Here is a 19,459-nt window from a genome sequence, read left to right as displayed (position 1 = left end):
CTGAAGTGATGACGAAGGTGCGCGGGCTCGCCCCAAGAAAAAAGGTTAAGAAGCCTGTTATCGTGATCGCCCCGGGAGCAGGCTCCCGGGGTCTTGCTTAGGACTTATCGAACAATCATATTGGTTGCTGTGGCATGGGCATACAGCTTACCGGCTTCATCACGGAGGTAGCCTTCAGAAATCACCAGTGAACGACCGGCATTGATGACTTTTCCCTCAGCAATCAGGTTGGCGTTGAAGGGAATCGGTCGGCACATCTTGATATTCAGATCGGTTGTACCGTAGCCCTCGCCCGCCTGCAGTAGCGTGTGGGTCGCACAACCGGTGACAGAGTCCAGCACCGTAGCAGCAAAACCACCATGTACCCCGCCCAACGGATTGGTGTGGCTGGCATCCGCCGTGGCAATAAATACGACACGCCCATGCTCCACTTCAGAAGGTTTCATCGGGATGGTCTTGGCAATGCCGGGTGTCGGAAACAATCCCCGGGCAAATGCCTGCATGATTTCGAGCCCGGTCATTTCTTTTGGATCAATCATCTTTCGTTACTCCCTCAGTCAATTACGTTCAATCATCAGGCTCAGTGAGTCGCTTGGGCGGCCTCACCGCCCAAACCAATCATCTCCCTGGTTCGCGCAACCAGATCGGATTCATCCACATCGTTCGGGTGAAAATCGGTGCGGTAGTAATCCAGAAACTGAGGGATGAATATTTTGTAGTGCTGCCGGGCAAAAGCCGCGAACCTGCGCCAGGTTTTAAGGTTGAATAGCTGCCCGTCTCGCTTCATCAGCACAATGTGATAAGCCGTCGACAGGGTCGTAATCAGTGCGAGACTCAACGTAAAAATGGCGACCCGTGGTACGTAGGCAGTGAGCCCTTCACCATAAAGATACTGATACAGATCGAAGGCAACCGCCTTATGTTCGGTTTCTTCAATGCTATGCCACAACCACAGGTTACGAATGGTCTCATCCTTCATATAGGTGTGGGTGCTTCTCATCATGGTGGTCACCAGCACGGCGGTGTAATGCTCCAGGCCAACCGTGACCAACAGGTTCCATTTTTCAGGAAACAGAGACTCTATCCCTTTCAGGACGGTACCGGTGACGCGCTCCAGCGACTCCGGATCCAGGTCGTACTTCTGAGCACTGACATGAAATGCATGATGTTCCTTGGAGTGCATCGCCTCCTGACCTATGAACGCGCCAATGTCCCGATCCAGTTGCTTATTGGCTTTTGCCCGGGGCCGCAGTGCACGCACTGAGCGCACAAAGTAAGACTCCCCTTCGGGAAAAAGCGTCGAAAGCCCGGTGAAATAGTGTGTAAGGGATGGCTCGTTATCGCACCAGTACTTGGGCATGTCGTCGAACTCATAATCCATGCGTCGCACAGGGAACGAGGTAGAAGCTTGGTTGTTGGCAGTCGTCATAACGGATTTTCTCTCTGCGTTCTAAAATGGAACTTACCGTCACAAAGCTATCCTGTGCTACTATTTGAATCCATACCTTTTTAGAACTTGCATAACAGTTGTCCCATTCTGAACGACGCCCTGACCGGCGAGGTTGTCCTGGGATAACGAGGGGAAACCGGCATGAAATGGCATGAACTTGGAGAAAAAAACTGCCCGGTCGCGCGCAGCCTGTCTATTCTGGGCGATCGCTGGACGCTCTTGATTATCCGCAATGCATTTCTGCGCACCTGCCGATTCGAGGACTTTCAGAAACAGCTCGGCATTACCCGCCATCTGCTTTCGGATCGTCTGAATCGGCTGGTGGAGAAAAAGGTCTTTAAGAAGGTTCTGTACCAGGAAGCGCCCAAACGCTATGAGTACAAACTGACCGAAGCGGGGCTGGCCCTTTACCCGGTAATGCTGGTGCTCACCAATTGGGGAAACACCTGGATGAACGAAGACGGCAGCCACCCCCCACTGGAGTATGTCCACAAACCCTGCGGCCATAAAACCAGCCCGGAGTTACGCTGTTCGGAGTGCGGCGAAGAAATCCATCCCAGAGACATGATGCCCCTGATGGACGGGCTTCAGAATAATACGGGTCGCCCCCTCGCCATCCCGGACTCCCAGGATGGCTGAGGTCGATAGCAGAGAAAAGACAGTTTCCGAGTACTCTTCAACGATTACCCACTGGCATCATTTTCCTGACCATCTCCCTCCACTGGGATCCGGTGTGTGGATGACTCAGTTCCTCTTCCAGCTGACGCACAGCTAGTCCATACGGATCCATGGATTATGACCACCTGTCTGGCTTAGCTTGCAGCTACGCCCTGAGGATCGTTCCCGAAAGGCGCAAGCAGGAAGGAGCTGCCAGCGTCTCGAAGAGCGTATCTTGGCATTAAAACCGAATGAACCCTGCCAGGGAGAGAAGCCAGATGGAACAAACAATAAAACCGGTATTTGTAGTGGGTGGAGCGTCTTTCGACACCATCGTACATGTCGATGCGTTTCCCGGGGCTTACGCGCAGACCGTCTGGCCGAACCGGAGTTATCGGGCTGTTGGCAGCACCGGTGTAGGTAAGGCACTGAACCTCGAGGCTCTTGAAGTCCCGGTTGCCCTTCATGCGGTGGTGGGAAACGACCGGGAGGGACAGATGATCCGCCAGACACTGGAACAGGCTGGGGTCGAGACTCTCATCAGCGAAACCGCAGAACCAACCGAGCAGCACGTCAACCTCATGGCACCCACGGGTGAGCGTCTCTCGATCTTCGTCCAGCCGCCAGCTCGCAAGGTAACGCTGGAATGGTCCTCCATCGATCAAGCCCTGAAGGGCTGCAGCATCGCGGTTATCAACATTCTGGACTATACCCGTCCTATACTGGAGGAAGCCGTCAGGCTCGGTGTCCCGATCTGGACGGACCTGCACGATTACGATGGCAGCAATGCCCACCACCAGGCCTTTATCGACGCTGCTGACGTTGTGTTCCTGGCCAGTGACAACCTGCCGGACTATCGTCAGGTTATGGCACGACTTCTACTGCAGGGGAAACGGTTGGTGGTCTGTACCCATGGAGCGGCTGGCGCCACCCTGGCCAATGCTGAAGGCGAGTGGCTGGAACAGCCGGCTTACCCGGTCAACCAGGTTGAGGACAGCAACGGCGCCGGTGATGCCTTTTTCAGTGGTTTCCTGTTTGGCTACCTGAGGGGTTTGCCGGAGCGCGAATGCCTGCAACTCGCCGCTGCGAGTGGCGCCCTATGCGTAAAGTCCAGGAGTCTTGCCTCGGAACGCGCCTCCGGGAACGCACTGAAGGAGATAGTCCGGGGAAGATAGACCGGTCCCTTAATTCGCGCGGAACACAAGGAGCGACACATGAGCCAGACATCGCCTCCAGCCAGACTCGGGTTTCTTTATCCAGGTTACGCGGCCGAGGATGACTACCCTCTGATGGCTACCATGATAGAGCCACCAGCCCAGATCACCCTGATCCACACCGAGTTTCGCGAAGACGCCCACACCGTTGAAGCACTCAGTGAAATGGGCAGTATCGGCCGACTATCAAAAGGCGCGGAAGCCCTTGCCGGCTCACAGATTGAATCCGTCATGTGGACCTCCACCAGCGCAAGCTTTGTCCTCGGCCTGGATGGCATCAGCAAACAGATTGATGCTCTTGAGAAAATGCTCTGTGTACCCGCCTCCACAACAGCCATGGCGTTTGCCCGGGCGGTCAAAGCCGTTGACGCAGAAACGGTGGCCATTGCCGCCACCTATCCGGAAGACATTGCCCAGCGATTCCGCCAGTTCCTCAACCACTTCGATATCAGTGTGGTACACCATGCAAGCCGGGGCATTGTAACGGCGGCCGAAGTTGGCACCCTGGGCAAAGAAGAAGTGATCAGCTTTGCACTGGAAAACACCCGTCAGGACGCTGACGCGCTGCTTATTCCTGACACCGCCCTGCACTCTGCCGCGTGGCTGACCGATCTGGAGCAAGCCACTGGCAAGCCAGTTCTGACAGCGAACCAGGTCAGTTTCTGGGAAGCCCTGCGTTTATGTGGGAAACTGACACCCCAGTCTGGACTGGGCAGACTGTTCGAGGAAGTTCCCACACAATAAAGAACAGAAAGGCATAGGTTATGGATTTTGTAAGAACCCCGGATGCACGCTTTGATCGACTGCTCGACTACCCCTTCGATCCACATTATGTCGAGCTGGACGGCCTGCGGATGCATTACGTGGATGAAGGGCCGAGCGATGCCAACCCCGTTCTCATGATGCATGGGGAGCCTTCGTGGTCCTATCTCTACCGCCACATGATTCCCATATGTTCAGCGGCCGGCCATCGGGTGATTGCGCCAGACCTGATTGGCTTCGGCAAATCCGACAAACCCACTTCCATCGATGATTACAGCTATCAACGGCATATGGAATGGATGCAGCTGTTCATTGATAAGCTCGAACTGAACAACATCACGCTGGTGTGCCAGGACTGGGGCTCCCTTCTGGGCCTTCGGCTCGCCGCCGAAAACCCTGACCGTTTCCGTGCCATCGTAATCGGAAACGGGATGCTGCCCACCGGTGACCAGCAAGCACCAGCAGCGTTCAAGATCTGGAAGAACTTTGCACTGCACAGCCCATGGTTTCCAATTGGCCGAATCATCAATGTTGGTTCATTCCGGAAATTGAGCCCGGATGAATTACGGGCGTATGATGCTCCCTTCCCAAGCAAGAAATTCAAGGCAGGCGCCCGGGCATTTCCTCGCCTGGTTCCGATGCGCCCGGATGACCCGGCAAGCGAAGCCAACCGCAAGGCGTGGAAGGTTCTCGAACGCTGGGAGAAACCCTTTCTCACCACCTTCAGCAACGGCGACCCGATTACCCGCGGGGGGGATGCGTACATGCAGAAGCGAATTCCGGGCGCCAAAGATCAGCCTCATGTCACCCTCAAAGGCGGTCATTTCCTCCAGGAGGATTCACCGGTGCCCTTTGCCAGGGCGATTAACGATCTGCTTGCGACGCTAGCCTGACCGCTCAACGTTCGCCCAAGATTAACCTGTCGCTGCCTTTCTTCTTGATCTGGCTCAGCCTTTTCCTGGGCCAGATGCACTAAGCTTTCTGTTGGAAAAATTCAGGAATCCCGGAGAATTCGCGGCTATGGCAAACCACGCGGGCAACCTTTATCCCCGCCCTCTTCGTCACCTGAGCAGCTATCTCTCAGGGCTCGTGCAGGGAAAGCTTTGGCTGAAAGTTTTGGTCGGTATGTTTCTCGGGCTGGTGACCGGCACATTGCTTGGTCCCTCCGTGGGCCTGGTCGAGCCGAAAACCGGAACCCTGTTTGGTAACTGGCTGGCCTTCCCGGGGCAACTGTTCCTTGCCACCATCCAGATGATCGTGATTCCCCTGGTGATTGCCTCCGTCGTGAGAGGTCTCGCTGCCAGCGAGGATCTGGATCAACTGAGAAAACTCGGGCTGAGGGTAACCGGTTTCTTCATCGTCACGACCGCTATTGCGGCATCGATTGGTCTCTGGATTGGTGGGCTGATCAATCCCGGCAGCATGATGAAAGGACTGGCGACCCCAGCCGTGACCGGACAAAACAACGTACCCGCCGCCACGATGCCGGGCATCGATGAGTTGCCAAAAACCCTGATTGGACTGTTACCGGGCAATCCCCTGGATGCGATGGTCGAGGGCCAGATGCTGCAGGTGGTGATTTTTTCCATCATTGTCGGGATTGCCCTGGTCAGCATGGCTCCGGAAAAATCCCGCCCTTTGCTTGATTTACTCGACTCCCTCCAACAAGTCTGCATGACGGTCGTTCGCTGGGCCATGCGGCTTGCCCCCATTGCGGTGTTCGGTCTGATGGCGCAGCTGACGACGACGCTTGGATTTCGGGCAATGTTGGGCATGGCATCCTATGTGGCTACCGTTATTGCCGGACTGATCGTACTGCTGGGGTTCTATATGCTCATTTTGAAGTTTCTGGCGGACCAGTCACCGCTGCGGTTCCTGAAAGACAGCCGGGATGTATTGCTGCTTGCATTCTCGACATCAAGCTCCGCCGCTGTAATGCCGCTGTCCATTCGCACAGCGGAAGACAAACTAGGGGTACGGCCTTCTGTTTCCCAGTTTGTGATTCCGCTTGGCGCCACCATCAACATGAACGGGACGGCTCTCTATCAGGCCGTTGCAACCATTTTTCTGGCACAAGTTTACGGCATTGATCTGGGCCTGGGCAGTATGGCGCTCGTGGTCGCTATGGCCGTGGGCGCCTCCATTGGCTCGCCTGCAACACCGGGGGTCGGTATCGTTATCCTGTCGATGGTACTGCAGTCAGTGGGCGTGCCTCCCAGCGGGATAGCCCTGATAATGGGTGTGGACCGGATTCTGGATATGTGCCGTACTGCCATTAACGTCACCGGAGACCTCATCACCTGCCGGCTGATGGAGAACTGGTCTGGCAAGCGGTTACCACAATGACAAACTGCTGGAACCTTAATCCAGGATGAGCTCAATGCCTGAATTTCCAAACATTCCTGATGGTTTTCTTAGATCGGTTCTGAACTCTATTACCGAGCATATTGTTGTTATCGATTGTCATGGCAGCATTGCCTTTGTCAACAATAGCTGGATAACATTCGGGCAGGACAACGCGTGCACTCGCGATGGAGACTGGTTACACCAGAACTACCTGGAAATTTGCGACCGTGCGGTATGGCGAGGGGATAAAACTGCCGGAGAGGCAGTTGAGGGAGTCCGCGCGGTTATCAAAGGACTTTTGCCCTATTTCTATTACGAATATCCATGCCACAGCCCCCAGACAAAACGATGGTTTACCATGAGGGTAACGCCGTTTGATCTGGCGAGCCATCAATACTATGTCATTACCCATCAGGATATCACCGACCGGAAACTGGCCGAACAGCAAGTCCGCAGGTTATCCCGGGTCGATGCCCTCACCGGACTGGCAAACCGGCGCACCTTTGATCAGACTCTCCACGATGAATGGCAGCGGGCACGAAGGGAAGGCCAGCCATTATCATTAGCCATGCTGGATATTGACCACTTCAAACTGATTAACGACACTTATGGACACCCCGTAGGCGACACGTGTCTCAAAAAGGTCGGACAGACACTCACCGGATTCACCAACCGGCCGGGGGACAGCTGTGCCCGCTATGGCGGAGAGGAGTTCGCATTGATCTGGAGTAATACCTCTGAGGACCAAGCCAGGGAGCTGGCGAATCGATTACTCCACTCGGTAGCCGACCTGAGGATCCCCAACGAAGCGTCACCGACCAGCCCCTGGCTAACCATCAGCATTGGCGTCTCTACAGTGATACCAGCTATCGATATGGACGAGGATCGCTTTATCACCCAGGCAGACCAAGCACTATACCAGGCTAAAAGCAATGGGCGTAATCGGGTTGCATGAACTCGCCTTCAACTATCAACCACCCGAGCCCTCAGGCGGGGCAGTTGGGCGGGATAGTGTTCCTGAATAAACTTGACCAGCCCCTCACGAACAGCGCACCTCAAGTCCCAGTTATTGCTGGAGCTTGAGGCGCTCATCAAAAACCGCACCTGCATGGCCTGGTCACTGGTGTCCGTGACCTGCACCGTCGCCAATTTACCATCCCAAAGATTCGACTCACCCAACAAACGGTTGAACTCCTGTCGAAGTGGCTCTACCGGCATGGTGTAATCCACCCAGACAAACACCGTGCCCAGCAAATCGGAACTGTTTCTGGACCAGTTCTGGAACGGGTTCTCAATAAACCACTGTAACGGGACGACCAGCCGGCGCAGGTCCCAGACCCTTAACACGACATAAGTGGCAGTCACCTCCTCCACCCAGCACCACTCGCCCTGTACATACAGCACATCGTCTATACGGAATGGCTGTGTGAGTGCAATCTGCATCCCGGCCAGCAGGTTGCTCAGCACCGGGCGGGCTGCGAACCCGAGAATAAGGCCGCCAACACCGGCGGAAGCGAGCAGGCTCGCCCCCATATGCTGAACCGACTCGAAGGTCATCAGGGCCGCGCCAAAACCAATGATCACGATGAGAATGTTCAGGGCCCGGACCAGGAATCGGGTTTGGGTTTCCACCTTGCGGGCCCGTTTCCACTGGCCCTCCAATGCCGGGTTCAGTACGACAATGACATCGCCGATGGCGGAAGTCAGCCGAACCACCACCCAAGTCAACGCAAGAATGAGGAATAAAGTCGTGGCTTGCTGAATCCCGGCCAACCATGGCAAATCGTCCGGCGCTGCTTTTAACGACCCTGTCAGTGCCAGCAGACACACCACCACACCAAGGGCTCTGGCCGCAGCATCGAGAAACAATCTCGGCACAGCTCTCGACTCAGAGAAATGACGAACCAGTGCCAGAGCCAGCCGGTAGATTACAAACGTAACGACCACGGCAAGAACTGCCGATAACCCAGGCCATAACCATGCTTTGAACACGAGCTCAAATACTTCCAATAACACGCCTCCCTGAGCCCACGTTTATCTATCCTGAAAAGATATCCGCAAATTGACTACCATAGCGTTCAATCCATTCACGCGCCGCTGTTTCAATGTCCATTTCACAGCCATCCCGGCAGAGCTCCCGGCGGAAGTGCTCTATCTGACAGACCTGCTCTACCATTTTGCTTTTAAAGGCTTCGGTTTCATCGCTGAACTGGATGCCAACCCGATAGCCCTTGCCGCAGCGTCTGCATCTCACGATCTGGCCCGAGATCTGGTAATCCTGTTGTAATGATGGAATCCCAAGCGCAACCGATTCACCACGCCGGAACTTTCTTTTGAGATTGCAGGCCAGACCACCCTGACTGATGTCACACAAGCTGGCCTCGTCGCCATGGGAGTCATCCTTTGAGAACACAAGGATCGGGAAATCCGTAGGGTGACGTATAAAGCGCCGCATATTCATTCCCCCTTGCCGCTATTCTCCCATGGCGAGCGAAAGCCCGGGACAGGTCTATGGCCCTACCACGGTAACGGGTCCGGTGGCGTGCCTGACTATCTTTTCGCTTACGCTGCCAAGGGTAAGACTGCGCACCGCCGAGTAACCGCGTCGACCCAGTACCAGGTGGGTGCCGGGGTTGCTGTGTATATACTCGATGATTTCATGCGCCGGATCTCCGCTGAGCAGAATCTCTTCCGCGGAGTCAGCCCGGCCACCCAGAGCCTCCTTGGTGGCATCGAACACTTTGCGGCCATATTGTTCCTTGGCAGCATCAACCTTGGTTTGCTCATAGCCGGCAATCACCAGTGTTTCGGTTTGTGAATAAGGCGACACCGCTAACAGTTTCAGTGGGTGGCCCGTGGCATCAGCCAGGTCAGCGGCCGTTTTTGCTGCGCTCAGCGATTGTGCCGAACCATCGCAGGCAACAACAATGCTTTGGGAACCTTTGTCCATGACGAAACCTCTTTCCTATGTGTGTGTTATCAGAGTAGCACTGATCTGGAAATCGCAAGATTGATTGGAGTCAACCCAAACGCTACTCCCGGCAACGGAATGATCTCGCCGGGCGGCAGCAAAGATCGCGTGCCACGGCTGGCTGACCCCCATCGCCCAGCCAAAGGGTTCTACCGGCCCATAACTGATCAGGCTTCAGAAATAAGTGACCAATGGTTATTTACACCACAGGAAGGCTTCCGTATATTAAGTAACCATCGTTCACTTAATGAGGTTGGAACCATGAACTATATACTGATCACCGGCGCCAGTGCCGGCATTGGCGAAGTGTTTGCTCGCGAACTTGCAGCAGAAAAGCAGAACCTGATTCTCGTGGCCCGACGAGAAGATCGCCTGACCGCTCTGGCCAGCGAGTTGTCTGAACAGCATGGAGTGTCCGTTGAAGTTCTGGCCGCAGACCTGGCCGCAGGGGATGGTGCCGAACAGGTTGCCGCGGCGGTCGCATCCTCCGGCTGGCAGCTTGGCGGCCTGATTAACAACGCCGGGTTTGGCGACCGGGGCGCCTTTAGCGAGCTTTCTCTGGAGCGTCAGCTGAACATGATCCAGGTAAACGTGGCTTCGCTGGTATCACTCACCTGGAAGCTCTTACCCAACCTGAAGGAAAACCAGGGCAGTTTCATTATCAATGTCGCGTCCACCGCCGCCTTCCAGGCCGGCCCCAATATGGCCATCTACTACGCTACCAAGGCTTTTGTGCTGTCCTTCTCCGAGGCTCTGCATGAGGAGTTGCGGGATTCTGGCGTGGCAGTCAATGCCCTGTGCCCGGGCGCGACCCAATCAGAGTTCGCGGCTGAAGCCAACATGACCGACACCAAGCTCTTCAAGGCCGGCGCCATGTCGGCTGAAGCCGTCGTAAAACGGGCGCTCGCCAAGCGCCGCAACGCCATTGTCATTCCGGGACTGCGTAACCGGTTGATGGTATGGTTGGGCAAAATTTCTCCCCGACTCATTAACCGGCGCATTGCGGGATGGCTACAGGCATAAAGACACTATGAAGAGCAGGCTTTGCAGTGGCAGAAAACGGGCACGTACGGAAGCGGAAAAGATCACGCGGGAACAACAGATTCTCGATGCGGCCGCAGACCTGTTCGTCAGCCGCCGCTACGACCAGCTGACACTGGCGGACGTCGCTGCGGCCAGCGGACTGACCAAGGCTGCGCTGTACCGTTATTTCAGAAGCAAGGAGCTGTTGTTCATCGCCATTTACCAGCGCGCATTCAAAGCTCTGGTGCAGGACGCACAATCCAGGGCTTCGATGGCCTCGTCCGACGAGTTGACCGATCTTTTAATCGCGCACCCGCTTTTCTGCAGCCTGACCGCCATTCTGCACATGGCTCTGGAAACCGGGTTGACCGAACAGGAGGCTCGTGATTTCAAACTGTTCCTTCTGGAACAGTCACGGCAACTGGCAGAACCCATCAAGTCCGCCAGCGGCCGCGATGAGGCCGCCTGTTTTCAGTTCCTGATGCAGTGCCAGCAGGCGCTGATCGGGTGCTGGCACATGACACACCCACCGGAAGCCGCGCGCAAGGCCATAGAGCAACCACCATTGACGGTCTTCAAAATGGCGTTCGAACCAACCTTGCGGAGCCACCTGCAGGCTCTTAACGACACCTTTCAGAAGGGATAATCAACGGCCGGGCAACCAGCCACCCGGCAACCGGGATAAGACTCTCAGCCGTTCAACCCCAGACTCTCGGCGTCCTGCTGGATACAACGGTCCAGCAACGCCAGGTAGTCCGCCTTGGCTTTCACTTTGGTCTCGCGGTGCGCGCGCATGTTGAGCTGCTTGAACTGGGTGGCCAGTGCCCCGGCCCGCTCAAGCAATGCATCCTGGGGTACCACTTCGTCCAGAAAACCGGCTTCGACGGCGCCTTCCGGGTTGTAGATTTCCGCGTTCACCACCGAGCGATAGAAGTGCGCCGGCGCCAGACGATGACGGGCAATCTCGATACCAGCGTGGTGCATGGTCATTCCGATGGCCACTTCGTTCAGGCCCAGCTTGAACGGCCCCTCGACCCCGATGCGATGATCCACAGACAACAGGATAAACGCACCTTTAGCGATCGCGTGACCACTGCAGGCACCAATCACCGGAAGGGGAAAGGCGGCCAGGCGGCGCGTCAACGTGGAACCAACCTTTACAAGTTCAGCGGCCTCCTGAGGGCCCTTTTGCATCTGCTTCAGATCATAGCCAGCGGAGAAAACACCTGGCTGACCGGTCAGGATAACCACCGCCTTGTCCTGTTCCGCCTGATCCAGCGCGCTGTTCAGGCCCTCGAATACCTCATGACTTAAGGCGTTAGCCTTACCATTGGCTATCGTAATCGTGGCAATTCCGTCGTTCAGTTCATAACTAACAAGTTCGGTCACGGGCCTGTTCTCCTGAAAAGCTGGCATCAAAGTGAGTGATTGGAAACGCAACAGGCACAAAGATCCCAGCACACCCCTTTCCCGTCAAGTTGTTTACTCGCTGCTTCAGTCGAGCGAAATTTGCTGATCCTGCGTCCTAACAGATACGAGGCAGCTGTTCGCCAGACAGTCTGTCGATGACGCGGCTGGCACCAATCATGCTGGATGCTGTTACCAATCCGGCGGCTCCTTCCACGAAATGGCCGATCTCAACCGTCCCCTCGCTCACCGGATACCGCCTGAGAATATCGGCTGCCCGAGCCACATCCTGCTCGGCCACGATGGCAATAAAGCGGCCCTCGTTGGCCACATGCAGGGGATCCAGTCCCAGCAGCTCGCAAAACGCCGATACATCCTCCCGCACCGGAATATCCACTTCCCTGATCTCGGCTGCCAGACCGGCACTTTCCGATACTTCCACCAGTGCACTGGCGAGCCCCCCGCGAGTAAGGTCACGGAGGCAGCGAACGTCTATCCCTTCTTCCAGTAATGCCAGGACCGGCTGCACAACTGAAGCGCAATCGCTCTCAATCGCTGATTCCAGGTCCAGTTTCTCCCGTGCGGTCATCACCGCGACGCCATGTCGTCCAAGATCGCCACTGAGCAGAATCCGGTCACCGGCCTGCACCCGGGTGGGTTCCACAGATTTGGGGGCCATCACTTTCCCGACCCCAGCGGTGTTGATGTACACGCCATCTGCCTTGCCGCGTTCCACTACCTTCAAATCGCCAGTCACTATCTGCACGCCGGCTTCGACGGCTGCGGCGGCCATGGCATCCACGACCCGGCGCAACGTGGCCAGCGGCAGACCTTCTTCGAGGATAAAACCGGCGCTCAGGTATTGCGGCCTGGCTCCGCACATGGCGAGGTCATTGACTGTGCCATGCACCGCCATGGTTCCGATATCAGATCCCGGAAAGAACAGCGGCCGCACCACGTAAGAGTCCGTCGTGAACGCCATGGCCCCGGGCATCTCCACTACCGCGCCGTCGTGTTGCTGTGCCAGCCAGGGGTTATCAAATGCCGGGCGGAAAATATCGTCAAGCAACTGCGCCATCGCCCGGCCGCCACCACCGTGGGCCATCTTTACCACATCGTGATCATCGTTCAACGGAGGGCATTGATTGTTGCAGCTGTCAGTCATGCGCTTGATCTCCCACCGGTCGGCGATAACGGTAATAGGCGGCACAGGCGCCCTCCTCGGACACCATCGTCACCCCCAGCGGACGCTCCGGAGTACAGCGGGTGCCGAAGGCGGGGCATTGGTCAGGGCGGATTTCGCCCCGCAACACGGCCCCACTGAGGCATTCGCCCTGCGTCTCAGCCTCGCCATTCACGGTGCCGAAACGGGCTTCTGCATCGAAGGATCTGTAGGCCGGTGACACCCCCAGCCCACTGTCCGGGATGCCTCCCATGCCCCGCCATTGCCTGGGCACCACCTGGAAGACCGCCTGCATCACATGCTGGGCCATGGCATTACCCGGGCGGCGGACCGCCCGGCTGTACTGGTTTTCAACACAGCTCTCACCCTGCTCCAGCTGGCGCACGCAACGGTACACCCCCTCAAGAATGTCCAGGGGTTCGAAGCCGGTCACCACAATGGGAACACCGTGCTTGCGGGCAATGGGCTCGTACGCTTCATACCCGGTGATGGTGCAGACATGGCCGGCGGCCAGAAACCCCTGAACCTGATTGCCCGGACGTTCCAGCAAGGCGCGAATGGCTGGTGGCACCAGCACCTGGGAGACCAGCACCGAGAAATTCTCAAGCCCTGCCCGCTCGGCCTGATATACCGCCATCGCATTGGCCGGGGCGGTGGTTTCAAATCCGACCGCAAAGAAAACCACTTCATGGCCAGGGTTCTCTCTGGCCACCGTCAGCGCTTCAAGCGGCGAATACACCACCCGGATATCCGCCCCACACGCCCGGGCAGCGGACAGGTCCGAATGCGTCCCGGGCACCCGCAGCATATCGCCGAAGGTACAGAGAATGACCCCGGTGAGTCCGGCAATTTCCAAAGCCTTGTCAATGTAAGCGATGGGGGTCACACACACCGGGCATCCGGGGCCATGGATCAGGGAGATCGTGTCCGGCAGCAGTTGATCGATCCCGAAGCGCACGATGGCGTGGGTCTGTCCACCACATACTTCCATGAGGGTCCAGGGCCTTGTGGTGATGCGGGCGATGGCATCCGCATAGCCGCGGGCGGCATCAGGGGTGCGGTATTCGTCACGATACTTCATTGCGGCTCGTCCGCCTCCTGTTCCAGGGTGCGGAGGTACTCGAAAACACGCTCGGCCTCAAGCGGGTCGACGACGGTAATGGCAAATCCCACATGCACCAGCACATAGTCCTGCTCTTGCACCTCCGGCACGTAAGCCAGATTGACTGACTTGATAACACCGCCAAAATCGACGCGCCCCTGACGGGTAAGCGGATCGTCGCCGTCAATACTAATCAGGCGTCCCGGTACGGCCAGACACATGCCCCCTCCCTGCCCCGAAGTGCTCCGCTCGCCCAGGCCAACTGACCCAGCGCCAGCCCGCCATCGTTAGGCGGTATCCGGCACGGCCAGAACACCTGGAATCCGGCGCCCTCAAGGGCTGTTATGGTCGACTCCAGCAGGCAGGCGTTCTGGAAACACCCGCCAGCCAGCACAACTCTCGACAGTTTAGCCTGTCTGGCCACCGCCACAATGGCGTTGACCAGCCCCTGGTGAAAGGCTGCAGATATCCCCCACACAGATCGCCCGCGCCGGACGTCTTCCAACAGCGCATCAATCGCCGGCGCCCAATCCACCTGCCAGGGGCGGCCTGCCTCCGGTGCCGACAACTCGAACGGATAGGGCGATGCCCTGTTATCGCGACCACAGGCCGCCTCCAGCTCGCCCGCCGCCTGCCCCTCGTAACTCGCCTGCTGGCAAATGCCAGACAAGGCCGCCACCGCGTCAAACAGTCGCCCCACACTTGAGGTTTCCGGCGCGTTCAGGCCGGCCCTGAGCGACTGGATCAAGAGCTTCCTTTCGGCCCGGGTAAAACTGCTTACCGGGGCCAGAGTCTCGCACTCCATGACCTGATCACCCAGTAACGCGTATAACAGCCCCAGAGCCGAACGCCGGGGTTCTCCCATGGCCGCCTCGCCACCTGGCAGGCGGAACTGCCGCAGATGTGCCACGCGCTCGTATCCCTGTGAGTCCAGGCGCAGGAACTCCCCGCCCCATAGGGTGTCATCGTCGCCAAGCCCGCTGCCGTCCCACGCGACCCCAAGCACCGGCTCACCGATCCCATGTTCAGCAATCACCGCGGCAATGTGCGCAACATGGTGCTGGACCGCACGCGGCGCATTACCACGGGCCTGTGCGTAGCGCGTAGTGAAGTAGTCCGGATGGCCATCGTGAACCCAGCACTGGGGCTCAGTCGCGAACAGTGTCTGCAGGTTGTCCACCGTGCGGACGAAACCTTCACGCCCCAGGGCACTGTCCATATCACCCAGATGCTGGCTCAGTACCACCCCGGAGCCGGTACTCAGGGCCACTGTGGTTTTCAGGTGGCCACCGGTCGCCGCCCACCCGGATGGCACGGTCTGGGGCAGGGTCAGATTCGGCGAATAGCCGCGGGCCCGCCGGAGTAACTGGGGCTGCCCTGCCACCACGCGAGTCACGGAATCATCCAGTGGTCGCACAATCGGGCGGTCGTGTACCAGAAATCCATCGGCAATCCCGCCCAGCCGCACATAGGCTTCCTGGTTATCGATGGCAATCGGTTCACCACTCAGGTTGCCACTGGTGGCGACCACGGGAAATCCCAGATCGCCGAGCAGTAGCTCGTGTAAAGGCGTGCAAGGCACCATCACACCCAGGTCCGCCCTGCCTGGCGCCAGGTTGGCAGCCAGATCGTGATCAGGCGCATGAAGCAATACTATGGGACGCTCCGGACCAGTGAGCAGCTGGCTTTCCGACGCAGAGACCGGACATACCTGCTGCACCGACGCCAGCGAGTCGAACATGACCGCCAGGGGCTTTCGTGGCCGGTGCTTTCGTTCGCGCAGGGTCTGCACCGCGCGAGCGCTGCGGGCATCCGCAAGCAGCTGGAACCCGCCGAGCCCCTTGAGCGCGATGATGTCACCGGCCGCCAGACGGCTGACCGCTTCGGAAACGGCGGCCTCGTCTTTCGCCAACACAGTGCCATCAGGCTGGCAAAAGGCGACTCGGGGACCGCAGTCCGGGCAGGCGTTGGGCTCGGCATGAAAGCGCCGGCTGGCCGGATCGTGGTACTCCGCCAAGCAATGGGGGCACATTTGAAAATGCCTCATTGCCGTGCGGGCACGGTCATAAGGCAACCCCTCGATCAGACTGTACCGGGGCCCGCAATCCGTGCAATTGATAAAGGGATATCGGTAACGCCGGTTACCGGGATCGTGCAGTTCCTCGGTGCACTGACGACAGGGAGCGAGATCTGCAGGTAAGCTTGTGGCAGCAGCGCCCTGCTCCTGACTCTCGCGCACGCGGAACTCTCTATCCGCTCCCAACCCCGTGGACCGGGCTATGGGTTCCGCGCACACTGCCTCCACGCGAGCATTTACCGGGGCCTGCTGTTTCAGCCCGGACGCCAGATTCTGCAGCGCCTCCAGGTGCCCCTCAGCCTCTACAACCACGCCCTCCGGGGTGTTACTAACCCATCCGGACAGCCCCAGCCCCGTCGCCAGTCGATAGACAAACGGTCGAAACCCCACACCCTGTACCAGGCCATGAACATGGATACGCCAACGGACTGGCGCGGCTTCGACCCGGCAGCCGTCAGTCATGGGCCGGCCTCATCCTCCGTCTCCAGTTCCAGACTCTGCAACAGGACATCCTGGGCCTGGGGATGGTTGATGTCGTCAGACGTTTCAATTCTGAGTTGGGCCCGCTCAGCGCGGGTTCCGGCAGCCTCCTGACGGAAGTGGTCGGTGAAATGCTCCGGGGACATATGGCACAGCGCGCCCAGCCATACCGCCACTTCCACCACCCGTTCAGCCTTCTCGTCCGCGCACAGCGTCTCGACCCGATGAATCAGATTTTTGACCAGCGCCGTTTCATGCATGACCACTCTCCTGTCTGATGCTATCAATCATCGCCTGAGTCACCCGGGGCAGAGTGTCCGCCACTGGTTGTGACAGCCCTTCACCGGCTTCGAAGCTGGTCGCCTCCACTGCAAACACCCGGCAGACCGAAGGCAGCGCATCAAGCGCACGGGCCAACTCAATCGCTTCCGATAGCCCCAGCGCATGGGACGAAAACGCGCCCCCCAAAGCTGGCAACGGCGAAGTGCTGGCATCGAATTCCCGGGCAGTGCCCGGCTCAAGCCCCATGACTGCGGCGTCGACCAGGTACACCGCTCCGGCACCACTGATCAGGTCTACGAGCCCGGCCACTTCTCCACTGTGCTCAACCGCGCTGACGGTTGCCGGCAATCGACCACGAAGGGCGTCCACCACCAGTGGGCCAAGAGCATCGTCTCCCCGGTCCCGGTTGCCGATACCGATAACCCTGATGGGACCGGAGACATCACTCATGGCGGACATCCAGCTTGAGAAAGTGCGTTGCACAGGAGATGCAGGGATCGTAGTTGCGAATGGTCTGCTCACAACGTTCGCGGAGGGTATCGGCCGGCAAATCGAGCCAGCCACCCACCAGATCTTTCAGGTCGGCCTCGATGCTCGGCTGATTCTGTGCCGTGGGCGGAACAATCTGGGCCTCAAGGATGCCACCGTTCTCATCCAGCCGGTAACGATGGAACAGCAGTCCCCGCGGGGCCTCGGTGCACCCGAACCCCTCCGAGGCCTTCGGCTCGGCCGTCTCGAACGGCTGCTCAGGTTCAAGGTAATCGTCGATGATGCGCAGGGCCTCATCGCAGGCATACACCACCTCGACGCTGCGCACCACAATGCTCTGAAACGGGTTGGTGCAGGTCACACCCAGGCCGGCTTCCTTGGCCGCCTCCCGGGCCAGGGATGAAAGCTGGCCGTGATTGAGGCTGTAGCGCGCCAGGGGCCCGACCAGATAGCAATCGTGTTCGCGCAGGTGCGAATGCAGAGCCGTGGAGCGTTGCACGTGGGACTCCACAAAGTGACGGTTGTAGTCCGCTACGGCAATATCCAAACCTCGATTGGAAATAATGCGCCCGGTATTCATGGCGTACTCGTCCGGATGATGCAGTGCTACCAGATGGTAGTCCCGCTCGGCTTCCGGCATGTCCAGCCCGGCGGTCCAGCGCACAGTTGCCAGCGCGCCCTCACGGGCCTGTTTCAGGGTTTCAGCCAGCGGTTCCAGTTCCTTGCGAGTCGGCGTTCGGTAGAATCCCCCCACTCGCACATTGATGGGATGGATTTCCCGACCGCCCAACAGCGTCATGATGGCATTACCCGCTTTTTTCAGGGACAGCCCCCGTTTGACGATGTCGGGATAATCCCTGGCCATATCCACCGCCCCGGCGTACCCCAGGAAGTCGGGCGCATGCAGCATGTATATGTGCAGGGCGTGGCTTTCAATCCATTCGCCACAGTACAACAATCGCCGCAATGCCCGCAGTTGGCCTTCCACCTCAATGTCGAGCGCGTTCTCCATCGCATGAACAGCGCTCATCTGGTAGGCCACCGGACAGATACCGCAGATGCGGGCAGTCACATCGGGCGCCTCCGCATAGTCGCGCCCACGCAGAAAGGCCTCGAAAAAGCGCGGCGGCTCAAAAATACGCAACTCCGCCTTGCTGACCTGGCCGTCCCGGATCGTCACATTCAAAGCGCCCTCGCCCTCGACCCGCGCCAGGTAATCCACTTTGATGGTCTTACGGCTCATGACGCTCGCTCTCCTCACGGAACGGCCCGGCCCAGGCGTTGAACGTCCGGTAAAAGCGCAACCGTTCCGCCCGGCCCATGCCCAGTTGATCCAGGCGTTCACTCAGTGCCGGCGCATTGGGGTTTTCCTTGGGTCCGTAACAACCGTAGCACCCCCGATTATAGGACGGACACAGGGCGTTGCAGCCGCTGTGGGTCATCGGCCCCAGGCAGGGCGTTCCATGAGCCACCATGACGCAGACGTTGCCCCTGAGCTTACAATCCAGACAGACGCTATGGGCCGGCGTGACCGGTCGCCGTCCGCACAGGTATGCCGACAGCACCTCCAGTAACTGCTGTTTGCTGATGGGGCAGCCACGCAATTCAAAATCCACCGGCACATGGTCAGCAATGGGGGTGGAGGTGGACAATGTCTCAATGTACTCGGGGTGCGCATAGACAGCCGCCATGAAATCATCAATATCGGCGAAATTACGCAACGCCTGAATACCGCCGGCGGTGGCGCAGGCTCCGATGGTCACCAGCGTTCGCGAGCGCCGGCGCACATCCTGAATGCGCTCGGCATCGTGGAGCGTGGTGATGGAGCCTTCCACCAGGGACAGATCGTAGGTGCCACGGACACTGCCACGGGTGGCTTCCGGAAAATAGGCAATATCGACCGCCCCGGCGACCTGCAACAGTTCATCCTCACAATCCAGCAACGTCAGCTGGCAGCCATCGCACGAAGCAAACTTCCAGACACCAAGGCGTGGCTTTTGATCCGAGCGCGCCATA

Annotated in this window: 22 protein-coding genes; 8 read left to right on the top strand and 14 right to left on the bottom strand. The window is 58.3% G+C overall.

The features are described 5' to 3' along the window. Window positions 1-104: 104 nt before the first annotated feature. The gene (locus tag Q0Y21_RS02860) at window positions 105-539 is read right to left on the bottom strand and encodes a PaaI family thioesterase (protein WP_297791337.1); all 435 of its coding nucleotides are present in this window, start codon (window positions 537-539) and stop codon (window positions 105-107) included. Window positions 540-580: 41 nt separating this feature from the next. Next, window positions 581-1,429, bottom strand: coding sequence for a metal-dependent hydrolase (locus Q0Y21_RS02855; protein WP_297791335.1), 849 nt, complete (start codon window positions 1,427-1,429; stop codon window positions 581-583). A gap of 162 nt (window positions 1,430-1,591) precedes the next feature. Between Q0Y21_RS02855 and Q0Y21_RS02850 the strand changes: the two genes are divergently transcribed. The 6 genes from Q0Y21_RS02850 (at window position 1,592) to Q0Y21_RS02825 (ending at window position 7,384) form a co-directional block, all read left to right on the top strand. Continuing rightward, window positions 1,592-2,089, top strand: a complete 498-nt coding sequence (locus tag Q0Y21_RS02850) for a helix-turn-helix domain-containing protein (RefSeq protein ID WP_297791333.1) — start codon at window positions 1,592-1,594, stop codon at window positions 2,087-2,089. Between the two features lie 296 nt (window positions 2,090-2,385). Further along, window positions 2,386-3,282: a carbohydrate kinase family protein gene (locus Q0Y21_RS02845; protein ID WP_297791331.1), complete on the top strand. Its 897-nt coding sequence runs from the start codon at window positions 2,386-2,388 to the stop codon at window positions 3,280-3,282. A 39-nt stretch (window positions 3,283-3,321) separates the two neighbouring features. Further along, complete coding sequence (locus tag Q0Y21_RS02840) at window positions 3,322-4,065, top strand: maleate cis-trans isomerase (protein WP_297791329.1); 744 nt, start codon at window positions 3,322-3,324, stop codon at window positions 4,063-4,065. Between the two features lie 20 nt (window positions 4,066-4,085). Continuing rightward, a complete protein-coding gene (locus tag Q0Y21_RS02835) occupies window positions 4,086-4,976 on the top strand; it encodes a haloalkane dehalogenase (RefSeq protein ID WP_297791327.1) in 891 nt (296 codons plus the stop codon). Window positions 4,977-5,103: 127 nt separating this feature from the next. Next, on the top strand, window positions 5,104-6,429 hold the full coding sequence (locus Q0Y21_RS02830) for a dicarboxylate/amino acid:cation symporter (RefSeq protein ID WP_297791325.1): 1,326 nt from the start codon (window positions 5,104-5,106) through the stop codon (window positions 6,427-6,429). Window positions 6,430-6,463: 34 nt separating this feature from the next. Continuing rightward, window positions 6,464-7,384 (top strand): sensor domain-containing diguanylate cyclase, encoded by a 921-nt coding sequence (locus Q0Y21_RS02825; RefSeq protein ID WP_297791323.1) that lies wholly within the window; start codon window positions 6,464-6,466, stop codon window positions 7,382-7,384. 8 nt (window positions 7,385-7,392) lie between these two features. Here Q0Y21_RS02825 and Q0Y21_RS02820 read toward each other — a convergent pair whose 3' ends face one another. The 3 genes from Q0Y21_RS02820 to Q0Y21_RS02810 are packed head-to-tail and all read right to left on the bottom strand — an operon-like array spanning window position 7,393 to window position 9,379. Then, window positions 7,393-8,445 (bottom strand): mechanosensitive ion channel family protein, encoded by a 1,053-nt coding sequence (locus Q0Y21_RS02820; protein ID WP_297791321.1) that lies wholly within the window; start codon window positions 8,443-8,445, stop codon window positions 7,393-7,395. A gap of 22 nt (window positions 8,446-8,467) precedes the next feature. Then, complete coding sequence (locus tag Q0Y21_RS02815) at window positions 8,468-8,884, bottom strand: PilZ domain-containing protein (protein ID WP_297791320.1); 417 nt, start codon at window positions 8,882-8,884, stop codon at window positions 8,468-8,470. Between the two features lie 54 nt (window positions 8,885-8,938). Continuing rightward, window positions 8,939-9,379: a universal stress protein gene (locus Q0Y21_RS02810; protein WP_297791319.1), complete on the bottom strand. Its 441-nt coding sequence runs from the start codon at window positions 9,377-9,379 to the stop codon at window positions 8,939-8,941. A 282-nt stretch (window positions 9,380-9,661) separates the two neighbouring features. On the opposite strand from Q0Y21_RS02810, the gene Q0Y21_RS02805 reads away from it, so the two are divergent. Continuing rightward, window positions 9,662-10,423, top strand: a complete 762-nt coding sequence (locus tag Q0Y21_RS02805; protein ID WP_297791318.1) for an SDR family oxidoreductase — start codon at window positions 9,662-9,664, stop codon at window positions 10,421-10,423. Window positions 10,424-10,430: 7 nt separating this feature from the next. Further along, window positions 10,431-11,069, top strand: a complete 639-nt coding sequence (locus Q0Y21_RS02800; RefSeq protein ID WP_297791317.1) for a TetR family transcriptional regulator — start codon at window positions 10,431-10,433, stop codon at window positions 11,067-11,069. 44 nt (window positions 11,070-11,113) lie between these two features. On the opposite strand, the gene Q0Y21_RS02795 is transcribed toward Q0Y21_RS02800, so the two are convergent. The 9 genes from Q0Y21_RS02795 to Q0Y21_RS02755 form a co-directional block, all read right to left on the bottom strand. Further along, window positions 11,114-11,812, bottom strand: coding sequence for a crotonase/enoyl-CoA hydratase family protein (locus tag Q0Y21_RS02795; RefSeq protein WP_297791316.1), 699 nt, complete (start codon window positions 11,810-11,812; stop codon window positions 11,114-11,116). 136 nt (window positions 11,813-11,948) lie between these two features. Continuing rightward, a complete protein-coding gene (gene hypE, locus Q0Y21_RS02790) occupies window positions 11,949-12,995 on the bottom strand; it encodes a hydrogenase expression/formation protein HypE (protein ID WP_297791315.1) in 1,047 nt (348 codons plus the stop codon). Beyond that, window positions 12,988-14,094, bottom strand: coding sequence for a hydrogenase formation protein HypD (hypD, locus tag Q0Y21_RS02785; RefSeq protein ID WP_297791313.1), 1,107 nt, complete (start codon window positions 14,092-14,094; stop codon window positions 12,988-12,990). Before hypD ends, hypE begins: the two co-directional genes overlap by 8 nt. Further along, on the bottom strand, window positions 14,091-14,336 hold the full coding sequence (locus Q0Y21_RS02780; protein WP_297791311.1) for a HypC/HybG/HupF family hydrogenase formation chaperone: 246 nt from the start codon (window positions 14,334-14,336) through the stop codon (window positions 14,091-14,093). The genes hypD and Q0Y21_RS02780 overlap by 4 nt, the downstream gene beginning before the upstream one ends. Beyond that, window positions 14,309-16,654, bottom strand: a complete 2,346-nt coding sequence (gene hypF, locus Q0Y21_RS02775) for a carbamoyltransferase HypF (protein ID WP_297791309.1) — start codon at window positions 16,652-16,654, stop codon at window positions 14,309-14,311. Before hypF ends, Q0Y21_RS02780 begins: the two co-directional genes overlap by 28 nt. Then, window positions 16,651-16,932, bottom strand: coding sequence for a hydrogenase/urease maturation nickel metallochaperone HypA (locus Q0Y21_RS02770; protein ID WP_297791307.1), 282 nt, complete (start codon window positions 16,930-16,932; stop codon window positions 16,651-16,653). Before Q0Y21_RS02770 ends, hypF begins: the two co-directional genes overlap by 4 nt. Continuing rightward, complete coding sequence (locus Q0Y21_RS02765; protein WP_297791305.1) at window positions 16,925-17,404, bottom strand: hydrogenase maturation protease; 480 nt, start codon at window positions 17,402-17,404, stop codon at window positions 16,925-16,927. The genes Q0Y21_RS02770 and Q0Y21_RS02765 overlap by 8 nt, the downstream gene beginning before the upstream one ends. Then, window positions 17,397-18,686 (bottom strand): Ni/Fe hydrogenase subunit alpha, encoded by a 1,290-nt coding sequence (locus Q0Y21_RS02760; protein ID WP_297791303.1) that lies wholly within the window; start codon window positions 18,684-18,686, stop codon window positions 17,397-17,399. The genes Q0Y21_RS02765 and Q0Y21_RS02760 overlap by 8 nt, the downstream gene beginning before the upstream one ends. Continuing rightward, a complete protein-coding gene (locus Q0Y21_RS02755; protein WP_297791301.1) occupies window positions 18,676-19,458 on the bottom strand; it encodes an oxidoreductase in 783 nt (260 codons plus the stop codon). Before Q0Y21_RS02755 ends, Q0Y21_RS02760 begins: the two co-directional genes overlap by 11 nt. Window position 19,459 lies beyond the last annotated feature (1 nt).

Origin of the sequence: uncultured Marinobacter sp. (genome assembly GCF_947259545.1) — a bacterium.
Taxonomy (GTDB): domain Bacteria; phylum Pseudomonadota; class Gammaproteobacteria; order Pseudomonadales; family Oleiphilaceae; genus Marinobacter.
This window is presented reverse-complemented; position numbering and strand designations above follow the sequence as displayed.